Here is an 11606-nt window from a genome sequence, read left to right on the forward strand (position 1 = left end):
GATACCGGTTTTTCAAAGGGAGAACCGGTACTTTTTTAGTAATATTCTGTTTTTTCTTCTGAATAAAAGCTACAATAAGAGAATAGAAATGATAGAGTCTCCGAGCTGATTCATATCAGTCAGGACCTGGAAGGGAGTTAGCGTATGGATATTGAAAAGAACATCGGCAAAGACTTCTCTGGCGTGATATCTGTGGTGGAGAAAGATAAGATCATCTACCAGAAGGCCTTTGGCTATAGAGACCGTGCCAATGAAATCCCAAATACTGTTGATACAAGATTTGAGACCGCTTCTGCTGGAAAAGCCTTTGTGGCGGCTGCAATTCTGAAGCTTATTGAAGAGGGGAGTTTGAGCTTTGAGACTGCGCTTGGTGACGTGCTGGATTTTGATCTACAGGGGATAGATAAAAAGGTTACAGTTTATGAGCTTCTGACCCATACCTCCGGCATTCCCGACTACTTTGATGAATATGTGATGGAGAACTATGAGGACTTGTGGGTGGAGGTGCCTAATTATCGTATCAGAACCTCCAAAGATCTTCTTCCTCTTTTCATCGACAAGCCAATGATGTATGCAAGAGGAGAAAAGTTTCAGTATAACAATTCTGGGTATGTGATGCTGGGATTGCTGATAGAAGCTCTGAAAAAGGTTCCTTTTGATGTATACCTTCAGGAAATAATCTTTGATCCTGCGGGGATGAAAGATACAGGCTACTTTGAGATGGACAGGCTCCCTGCAAGATGTGCCTATGCCTATATCTATGATGAGGTTAGGGGAGACTACAGAAACAATATTTATTCTGTGGATGTGAAAGGAACAGGGGCTGGCGGTGCATTCACGACTGCAGAAGATGTGGAGAAGTTCTGGAAAGCACTGGAATCAGGAAAGATCATGTCAAAAGAGATGTTTCATGTGATGAAAAAGCCTCAGGGCAAAGTCTCTTTTTATGGGTACGGGCTGTGGATCCTTGATTTGGATACACCCTGTTTTCAGGGAAGTGACCCGGGGGTGAATTTTTACACTTCCTTTGATCTGAAGGAAGAACGCATCATCACCATACTCTCCAATGTAGAATATGATGCGGAGACCCTTCATGATCATATCAGGAATGAGCTCAGTAAATAGTTGTCGTCTTAATCTGAATAAACAGGAGGAATCTTATGGGTACGAAACGTAAAGTTCTTTTAGATCTTGCAGTATCACTGGATGGTTATATTGAGGGGCCTCATGGAGAGATTGACTGGTGCATCATGGAAGAAGAGATGGCTTTTGACCAGTTTTTGGAAAGAGTGGATACGATTCTTTTTGGCAGAAAGTCCTATGAGCTGTTTCTTCAGTTTCTAAGAAATCCGTTTCTTTCCGAAGAAGACAGATCCATGATGGAAACCATGAACAGCAAGAAGAAAGTTGTGTTTTCCAGAAGTCTGACAGTCATAGATGAGGGAAGGATCATATCTGAAAATCTGAAGGAAGAAGTGGAGAAGCTTTTGCTGGAGCCAGGGAAGGATCTGTGGCTTTATGGAGGCGCCAGCCTCATTGAGGCATTCATGAAAGAAGATCTTGTGGATGAGTACAGACTCTCGGTGCATCCGGTGCTATTGGGAAGCGGGAAGCCTCTTTTTACAGGCCTTATGGAGCGGAAGAATCTTAAACTGAGAGAAACCAAGTCTTTCCCCTCCGGAGTTGTGCAGCTGATTTATGAAAAATGAAGTTTTTCATGAGAAAGTCCCTAAAGAATCCCGGACTTCGGACTATGAGGTGTTTATGGACAATCAGACAGAGGAAGAGGTCGCCTGGGTATTAAAAAAACTCCTTGAAAAAATCGGAGACTGTTTTTAGGTGGGGTCTTAGAAAAAGCCGATTTCAGAGTAAATATTCATCTGAAGTGACCGATAGAAATAAGAGAAAAATTCTAGACTTTATAAGGAGAGCCTTATGCCGTGTAAAAGATGTGAATCCATACCAATTTTTGATCACAATGTACAAGATTATTATATTACGCTCCCCACAGACCATCATGTGGAAGGGTTTGAAAAATCTCTAGCGAAAAAAGGTCTGATGTTTGAGAAGATGGAAGAAGGCTATTTCATCGAGAAGCTGGAAGGAGAGGAGTTCATTTCCTATCTTGCCACTACGGTATTTAACTCGGTGGAGAAAAAGGATGTGAGAATCCTGAAGATCCCCCATGGGAAATCTTTGAGCTTCTGCGATCTTAAAAACTACAGAAGTCTCGAAGAATGGGAAAGACTTGAAGCAAATGAAGAAGTGCTCTCCATTATCCAAGAAAAAAGAATCCGTACCCTGTTTCAGCCCATCATTGAGGTGGAGACGGGAGAAATCTATGGCTATGAAGCCCTCAGCCGAGGTGTTCAAAAGGATGGACTTCTGATGAATCCAGGGAAACTCTTCTCTGAAGCAAAAGCCATGGATCTTCTCTTCAATCTGGACAAGGTCTGCAGAGAAGCGTCCATTAGAGCTGCTGCTAAGCTGAATCTAACCAAGAAGCTCTTTATTAATTTTATTCCCACGGCCATTTATGAACCTTCCCTCTGTCTTCAGTCCACAGCAAAAACCCTCAGTGAGGTAGGCCTTTCTCCAGACCAGGTGGTCTTTGAAGTGGTGGAGACAGAAAGAGTGGAAGATTTTAATCATCTCAACAGAATTCTTGATTATTACCGCAATCGGGGATATTCCACGGCACTGGATGACATCGGCAGTGGGTACTCGAACATTGAAACACTTCTGAACTTGAAACCCAATTATATGAAGATTGATATGGATGTGATCAGGAACATTCATGAGAACCTGAAGAATCAGACGGTACTGTCTGACTTTATCGGTAATGCCAGAAAAATTGGAGCGAAAATACTGGCGGAAGGCATTGAGTGTCAGGAAGAATATGAATACCTGAAAAGTGCAGGAGTAGATCTCTGTCAAGGATACTATTTTGGTAAACCTCAGGAAGGTCTTTTGGAGAAAACATTTCTGATGAACTTATAAAATGATAGGAACAGCACGGGTTTTTATGCCAGTGCTTTTTTAGTATGGCATTTGAGAAGGTTTACGCGAGGACATTCCTCTTTCCTATAGCACAAATTGTATATAAAGTCACAATAAGCATAAAGATTGATTGACCTTTGACAAATATATCTGATAGACTTTAGTGGTTAACGATTGATTACCAAAAGGAATGGCCATCAAGGAGTATGAACACCGTTCTCAAGGTACTGTAAGAATGAATCTGGGCTGATTGAGCTCAGGAAGGAGCAAAGTTTGAAGAAAAGCAGAATCAAAAATCTGGACTTACGGTATTTTGCCATACCATTTTCCATCATATTTGCTCTGTTCTCTGTCTTCATGTACCGGGATGTCATGCAACGGGTGGAGGGAATGAATGAGGAACTGGAACACTATGCTTTGGCAATTACAGACAGGTATACCTCATCCTTACTCAATGCCAGCGATGCTCAAGAGATCATAGAACAGCTGCTGGAAGATAAACTTCAGATTGTAAGTGAAGCCATTCTTTTACTGGAAGACCGCAAGGACAGCGATAAACTCACAGAGATTGGAGAGCGCTTTCAAGTGGATGAGATTCATCTATATGATCCATCAGGAGAAATCATCTATAGTAAAGAAAACAAGTATGTGGGATGGAAAGCCTATGAGGGACATCCAGTAGATGCCTTTATGAAAAGCGGAGAGAAGTATCTTGTAGAGGATATCCGCAAAGATTCTGAAAGTGAGAATTACTACAAGTATGCTTATATCAGGGATGCGGATGGCAGCTTCATACAGATCGGCATTCATACAGATAAGATCCGGTATTTTCTGGATCGTTTTACAATGCAGAGAATGCTGGATCAGCTGGCAGATTATGATTACATCCACAATCTGATGTTCATCAGCAGCGACCTTAAAGTGGAAGCGAGCAGTCTTAAAGAATACATCGGAAGGCCCGCAGCGGAAAATCAGTTTGTGAAGACACTTGCCACAGGGGAGATCCACACAGAGCGAACGGTTCTAAAGAATCAGGAAGTATTCAGAGTCTCTGTACCTGTGAAAAGAAATGGCTACAACTATGGCATTCTGGCAGTGTACTGGGAAACGGCACAAAGCAGCGCTGAGATCAGAGGAATCATCTTTCAGGGAGTTCTTAAATTCACAGTAGTATCTGTCATGCTATTTTCTATTATGTATTATGGATATCGGAAAAACAGGAGAAATATACAGCTTGCTTTTTATGATGAGCTTACAGGTCTTCCCAATCAGACGTATCTGGAAGATCATTTGGAAGAACTTCTCACCCACGGAAAGCAAAAAAAAGTGGCACTGATGATGCTGAACTGCAATAACTTTAAAGTGCTCAACATGACCTATGGATACCGGTATGGCAATGATATCCTGAAGGAGATGGCGAAGAAGCTGGAAGCCATCACCGGAAAAAACAGAAAGATATTCCGGTTTGATGGAGACAGGTTTGCTGTGGTGGTTGGGGACTATAAAGATAAGGATCAGCTGAGAGAACTGGGGGAAGAAGTACTGAGTCTTTTTAAGCATCCCATCTCTACTGCAGCAGGCAGTCAGTTCCTGTCCATGGAACTCAGTATTGTGGAGAATAAGAATCAGAAAAATACATCCGATAAGATGATTCAAGATGCCGCTTTGGCGTTATCAAGTATCAACCACAATGAGCAGTTTGCCATCTCATTTTATGAGGAAGCCATGGAGGACCAGCTGAAAAGACAGGACCGTATAGAAAAGGTACTTCGTGGATGCATCCTGAATTTTGATGATGAACAGTTTTCTCTTGCTTTCCAGCCTAAGGTGAATCTTGCGACGAATGAAGTAGAAGGATTTGAGGCTTTGGCCAGACTGAATGTAGAAGGGGTAGGACCGATTTCTCCATTGGAATTTATCAGCATAGCGGAAGAACGTCATCTGATCTATGACCTGGGGAACCTGATTTTCTGGAGAACCGGACAGTTTCTGGAAAAGCTGAAAGAGAGGGGTTATGAGGATATGACTGTGTCAGTGAATGTTTCTGGAATACAGCTGCTGAGAGAGACATTTCTTACTGATTTTCAGAACATCCTGAAGATTTGCAGCATCAGCCCAGAGCGTTTGGAGCTGGAAATCACAGAATCCGTACTTCTCAGCAACTATGAGCTGGTGAACAGAAAACTGGAGCAGATCAAAGAAAAAGGGATCCTCATCTCTCTGGATGACTTCGGCACAGGATTCTCCTCTCTCTCCAGACTGAGGGACATGAACATTGATATTGTGAAGATTGACAAGTACTTTATTGATAAGATTGTAGAACATAGTGAGGATAAGCTCATCACAGCGGATATCATTTCCATGGCGCACAAATTTGGGCTACAGGCTGTGGCTGAAGGCGTGGAAGAAAAACTACAGATGGATTATCTCATAAAGTATCACTGCGATGTGGTTCAGGGATACTATATCAGTAAACCTCTATCAGCAAAGGAAGCAGTGGTTTTTCTCGACGAAAAGAAACAGAATAAAACAGATCAGTAAAAGCAGCAGGTTTGTTTTATAAAGGAGGGGGTCGATTTGAAGAAGTATAAGATTGGCGAATTTTCAAGATTTATGGGCGTCAGTCTGAAAACACTAAAGCATTACGAGAAGTATGAGATTGTAGTACCAGAAGTGGATGATGACTCCAATTACCGGTACTACAGCTATATGCATGGAGGACGAATGCTCCGCAGCAGGTGCTTCACCCAGCTGGGTTTTACAGTAAAAGAGACTTCTGAAATCATGACACAAAAGAGTTGCGAAAGCATTGTGGAAGTGCTGGACAGTAAAGAGGAGGAGCATCAGAGGGAGATGCTGCTTCTAAGGCTTAAGATTCAGCGGTTGAAGGAAATCAGAAAGAAGTATCTGCTGATCAGGGATCATGCCAACGGGTACAGTATTGAAAACAGAAAAGCATACTATTTTCTGAAGCATGTCCACGATGATGAGTTTATCCCTGGGACTGTATGGAATACTGCTGAGATGCTTATGGAGCTGCAGCCCCATGTTTTGCAGCTTGCATACCACTATAAAGAAGAATTGGATAAATGCTCTGCAAAGAATAATCTGGGATTGGGGATCTCAAAAGAGACTGCGGAGCAGCTGATGCGTATCATTCCGGAGACGATGGTGCTATTGGAAGAGCAGAAGTGTTTCTTGTATTATTATAGTGCACCTTATCAAGAAGGAACGAAGGATATAATATTGAAAGATGCCATGGCACTTATGCAAAAAGAGGGATGGACCCTGGCGGGAGATGTTGTTGAAGGCGGATATGATCAGTATATTGACGGTAAAAGAATATATCAATGCTTAATTTGGATTCCAATCCATTGAAACGGCTGCTTTAAGACGGATAAAGCGGTCGTTTTTATTTTGTTTGGACTTTACGAGTTCCGGTGAAAAGTTCCACTTCTTCATTGGGGCAGTTTATGCATATGGAGCACAGGAAGAACTTGCCAGATTCTATTTCATAGAATAATGAAATAGGGCTTGAGTTGACCCTAGGGGTCAAGCTTATACTTACTTTAGTTAAAATAATAACAAAAAGGAGTATCGCAATGAAAAAAATCGTATCTGCAGTCTTGCTGTTGGCTCTTACAGGTTCACTTGCTGGCTGTAAAGAAAATGAAACTGTAAAGAAACCTGAAGAAGGAAATGAAACATCCCAGAATTATTCAGCAGGAACTTTTACGGGGATTGCCAAAGGACACAATGGTGACATTGAGGTAGAGGTTGAATTTACAGAGAATGAGATTTCTTCTGTCAAAGTGACGAATCACAAGGAGACTGAGGGAATCTCAGACCCTGCACTAACTAACATTCCACAGAAGATCATAGAGAATCAGTCGTTAAATATTGATGTTGTAAGTGGAGCAACCAATTCCAGCACAGGGATACTGAATGCGGTGGAAGATGCCGTGAAGCAGGCTGGTGGAGATGTTACTGCTTTAAGAAATAAAGAGAAGCCGGTCGTAGAAGCAAAGGTAGAAGAAGTGGTGACAGATGTAGTGGTTGTAGGTGGGGGAGCCTCCGGTTCTGCAGCTGCAGTGGCAGCATCAGAATCTGGAGCAAAAGTGATTCTGCTGGAAAAGGCTGCATCCGTTAGCGGAGCGGGGGCGATGGCAGGTGTGCTGTTTGCAGACCACAGCTCACTTCAAGTGGAAGCGGGAAAAGAAGTCGACAGTGAATGGCTTTATGACCAGTTCACAAAGGGAAGCAACTATTACTCTAATTCCAGACTTGTCAGTGCAATTATTGATAAATCCGCATCAACAGTTGACTGGCTCATAGAAAACGGTGTGAATCTGGTTCTTCTGGATGCTGGACAAGGGGCACAGTATGCCCATGTAGGTATGCCTGCCACGGCCCATGGGTATGTAGATGGAGGTAGTGTGGCGATTAAAACGCTGCATGACAAGGTGGTTTCGTACGGCAATGAGGTTCTTTATGAGACTGCTGGTGAATCTATTTTATTTGATGAGAACAATAAAGTCGCTGGAGTCATCGCAAAAAAGGCGGATGGAACAGAACTGAGAATACATGCAGACTCCGTAATTCTTGCCACCGGTGGTTTTGGTGGAAATAAGGATATGATGGCAGAGGTGTTTGGTGAGAAGGCAGGTACGGGTCTTATAAGTACCGCTACAGGGGATGGAATCAATATGGCCTGGTCTGCTGGAGCAATGGAAGCAGGCCTTGATGTAGCCCAGTGGTTTGGCATGAGATATGATTCTGAGAATTCAAAAAAGATGGGAAATACATCAGATCTTACAAAACTTGTGAGAAATCCTCTTCTCTTTGTCAATAACGAAGGAGTAAGATTCGGGAATGAAGAAGAAGCTTATGAAAGCGCTGCTTTAGGAACCATGATGTATAACCAGCCAAATGCAGAGATGTATATTATTTTAGATACTGCACTCATAGAAAGCGTGAAAGAAAAAGGTCTAGCTGAAGTATTTGTGGATCGCTGGGCTCATATGTATGGTCAGGGAATCAAGTTTTCAGAAGCAGGACATGTTACGGATATTGATGCCAGCACGGAAGAGTGGAGAGCACCTAAAGATTATACTGATACCATGGAAGAGGCTGTAAAAGCAGGAGTCGCGGTAAAGGCAGATACCATTGAAGAACTTGCAGCACTCCTGGATGCACCCTATCTTGTGGAAGAAGTGGCACATTACAATGAAATGGCAGCTCGAGGGGAAGACAATCAGTTTTACAAAGATGCCAAATTTATGTATCCTGTCAATAATGGTCCTTTTTATGCCGTTATTGTTAATTTAAGATGTCTAGGTACGTTAGGTGGAGTTGCCATCAATGAGAATATCCAGGCCATCGATGGAGAGGGGAATCCTATTGAAAATCTATGGGTTGCAGGTGCTGATGCAGGCGGAATCTATGGAAACAATTATGTTACCTTCGAAGGAGGAACTTTAGGATTCGCCTATAATTCCGGTAGAATCGCTGGTGAAAAAGCAGCTGTTAATGCTAAGAATGAGAACTAGTTGGGATGATTTGGGACCAGAGTAGATTTCATTAGAAGTAAAGTGCTTGCATATATGGAAGATCGGAGGACGGAACGAAAGCAGCCGTCCTTTTATTTTTCTCCGTGTTTAGCTCTCTGAGCAGAGCAGGAAAAGTTATTTTATTACGGATTTTTCATCTGTTTTTTAGTATTCTGCTTTATGATGAAGAGTATAATGATAAACGGTAAAGGGGAAAAATATGCGGATTGCAAACAATGAAATCAGTGAAATGGAGAAATACATAAAGAGGATTGATGAGGACACGCTGATCTGGGTACAGAGAAAGTCTAAAGAAGTAGCAAGGCTCATGTCCTATTACCGCTGCGCCATGATGGAGATTGAAACCAAACTGAATGTTCTTAATGAGGAGTTCTCATGGGAACTGGACCACAATCCCATCAGTAGCATCAAGAAAAGACTGAAATCCATGCCGTCCATCATCGGAAAGCTGGAAAGAAAAGGTCATCCGCTGTCCATGGAGAATATCGAAGAGCATCTTATGGATGTAGCAGGGGTAAGAGTCATCTGCTCTTTTCCAGAGGATGTCTACGCCATGAGAGATGCGCTCATCCGACAAGATGATGTGGTGCTTCTGGAAGAAAAGGACTATATAAAGAATCCAAAGCCCAATGGCTACAGAAGTCTTCATTTAATTATCGGGATTCCGATTTTTCTTGCTAAAGAAAAGAAAATGATGAAGGTGGAAGTGCAGCTGAGAACCATTGCCATGGATTTCTGGGCATCCCTGGAACATCAGCTGAGGTATAAGAAAAACAGCTACTTCACCAAGGAAATGGCGGACGAACTCATGGAGTGCGCAAGGATCAGCGCAGATCTTGACCTACGTATGGATGCCATCAGAAAGAGTGTAGAAAAGCAAAAGCATCTGGAGCCGTAGAAGTAAAATCAGAATAGAGAAATATGAAGCATACCTGTGTGTCACAGGAGTGCTTCTATTTTTTTGTTTTCATGTTGAAAATAAGTGAAGGCCGCAGAAAGTGAGAGCGGTGTCACCAAATTATACACAAGTGAAGACTTAATATCAGGTGAAATATGCCGAAAAAGATGATATCACCTAATTTCACTGGATGGAGTTAAGAAGTGAAATTGGAATCTTTTTGGGGGGAGTAAGGACGGAACGGGACAGCAGGGAAAGACAGAGAATAAGAATCAGTGTGGATTCTTAGAAAGACCATTGCACCAGTTTTGGTTGCTCATTCTAGTATACGAAGGAGAAAATTTCCGATGAAGTTAAAAGGGAAAATTGTATTTGTCACCAGCATCATCATTGTTCTGGCCATAGGAGCGCAGGCTCTAGTCAGCATGATTTCCACCAGCAGATCCTTGGAGAAGGTCATTGTCATGCAGCTGGAGGATCAGATTGAGAATCTTGAAAACGAACACATTTCGGCGGATGAAGTGGTAGAAATCACGAAAAATGCGCTGAACGATAAAAATATCGCCTTAACCAGAACCGTGGCGGAGATCATTGCGTCCAATCCAGACTATCTGGAGCAGGAGAAACTGGTTACTTTGGCGAAAGTGCTGGGTGTCGACGAGATACACATCACAGATGAAAATGGAGTGCTGCAGTATGGAAATATCAGTGATTTCTATGGCTTTGATTTTGCGGGCTCAGATCAGACAAAACCCTTTCTGACGCTGATTGATATGAATGGAGGAAGCCTTGCACAGGAACCGACAGAGCGTGGAACCGATGGAACTTTATTCCAGTACATCGGCGTTTCCAGAGTAGATGCTCCTGGTGTGGTGCAGATTGGGCTGGAGCCTAAAGCAGTGCAGGAACTTCTCAAGGCCCTGGATTTACAGAGCACCATCGCAATGCTTGATATCGGCAATGGTGGATTTGCTGTTATTCTAGATCAGAACGGAGTCATTCTATATGACAAAGATGAAAGTTTTGTGGGTAAGACTTCTGCGGATAATCCATGGATGGCACCTGTACTATCAGAAAAAGATACACTGCATCAGGTGACTGTAGGGGATAAGCCGTTTTATGCCATGGCAAAAGATTTTGAAGAAAGAACCTATCTCGTGACCTATCCACGAGCGGAGATCATGACCATCACAAGAAACAATCTGATCAATAATATCGTTGCTGTGGTATTATCCATCGTGATCCTTCTTGCGGTTATTTCTTTGGTTCTCAGCAGATGGGTGACAAAGCCTCTGGGACTTATGGAGAAAGCCATGGAGAGAGTAGGACAGGGAGATTTTACGGCGGAGATTGGTTACAAGTCTAAAGATGAGATCGGTCTTGCCAGCATACAGTTTGGTCTTATGACAGAAAACATACGAAGGCTCATCAAAGGAACCGTTTCAAGTTTCGCCTCGGTGACCAGCGCGTCAGACAATGTCATGAACAATGTGGAAGGACTCCTTTCTGCAAGCAGAGAAGTGACCAAGGCTGTGGAGGAGATTGCTGAAGGGGCCATGGAGACAGCTACAGGGGTTAATGAAAGACTTTCTGCAGGACAGGATCTTGGAAAGAGCATCCAGAAGATCACAGGACGTCTTTCTGAAGCGCAGGAGATATCGGGGAATATGGTTCGTTCGAACACAGAAGGCAGAGATAAAATTGGCAGTCTGCAGGAAGTCTTCCGAAAGACCGTGGAAAACACGGGAGAAGTCGCAGCCAATGTGGAGGAGCTGAGAAGAAGCTCCAAATCCATCGAGAACATTCTTGGCACCATCAAAGGCATTGCGGACCAGACGAACCTTCTGGCACTGAATGCGTCCATTGAGGCAGCCAGAGCTGGAGAAGCGGGCCGTGGTTTTTCTGTGGTGGCAGAAGAAATCAGAAAGCTTGCGGAACAGTCTTCAGGATCTGCAGAAGAAATCAACAGCATCATCCACAATATCGTGTCTGTTGTGAGTATCACTACAAAAACTGTGGAAGAAACCCAAAGCTCTGTGGATTCAGCCAAGGGAAGCCTTGATGAAACCGTGGTGGTCTTTGACGAGGTGGATCAGAATGTCCATGCCTTGGAATCGATCCTCACGACGTTCATAGAA

9 protein-coding genes are annotated in these 11606 nt (G+C 43.1%); all 9 read left to right on the forward strand.

All coding sequences use genetic code 11. The features are described 5' to 3' along the window. Positions 1–144: 144 nt before the first annotated feature. A complete protein-coding gene (locus BM243_RS13405; RefSeq protein ID WP_074912872.1) occupies positions 145–1125 on the forward strand; it encodes a serine hydrolase domain-containing protein in 981 nt (326 codons plus the stop codon). A gap of 35 nt (positions 1126–1160) precedes the next feature. Further along, positions 1161–1709: a dihydrofolate reductase family protein gene (locus BM243_RS13410; protein ID WP_074912874.1), complete on the forward strand. Its 549-nt coding sequence runs from the start codon at positions 1161–1163 to the stop codon at positions 1707–1709. Further along, positions 1699–1839 carry a hypothetical protein gene (locus BM243_RS15315; RefSeq protein WP_177213532.1) on the forward strand — a complete coding sequence of 47 codons (141 nt, stop codon included), beginning with the start codon at positions 1699–1701 and terminating at the stop codon, positions 1837–1839. Before BM243_RS13410 ends, BM243_RS15315 begins: the two co-directional genes overlap by 11 nt. Positions 1840–1935: 96 nt before the next feature. Next, a complete protein-coding gene (locus tag BM243_RS13415; RefSeq protein ID WP_074912876.1) occupies positions 1936–3000 on the forward strand; it encodes an EAL domain-containing protein in 1065 nt (354 codons plus the stop codon). A 273-nt stretch (positions 3001–3273) separates the two neighbouring features. After that, a complete protein-coding gene (locus BM243_RS13420; protein WP_074912878.1) occupies positions 3274–5541 on the forward strand; it encodes a putative bifunctional diguanylate cyclase/phosphodiesterase in 2268 nt (755 codons plus the stop codon). Positions 5542–5577: 36 nt separating this feature from the next. Beyond that, positions 5578–6378 (forward strand): MerR family transcriptional regulator, encoded by an 801-nt coding sequence (locus BM243_RS13425; RefSeq protein ID WP_074912880.1) that lies wholly within the window; start codon positions 5578–5580, stop codon positions 6376–6378. A 224-nt stretch (positions 6379–6602) separates the two neighbouring features. Then, on the forward strand, positions 6603–8549 hold the full coding sequence (locus tag BM243_RS13430) for an FAD-dependent oxidoreductase (RefSeq protein WP_074912882.1): 1947 nt from the start codon (positions 6603–6605) through the stop codon (positions 8547–8549). Positions 8550–8769: 220 nt separating this feature from the next. After that, positions 8770–9468 (forward strand): GTP pyrophosphokinase, encoded by a 699-nt coding sequence (locus BM243_RS13435; RefSeq protein WP_074912884.1) that lies wholly within the window; start codon positions 8770–8772, stop codon positions 9466–9468. Between the two features lie 347 nt (positions 9469–9815). Further along, the coding region (locus tag BM243_RS13440; protein WP_074912885.1) for a methyl-accepting chemotaxis protein at positions 9816–11606 on the forward strand (1791 nt) is incomplete at its 3' end.

This window comes from Proteiniclasticum ruminis (assembly GCF_900115135.1).
Taxonomy (GTDB): Bacteria; Bacillota; Clostridia; order Clostridiales; family Clostridiaceae; genus Proteiniclasticum; species Proteiniclasticum ruminis_A.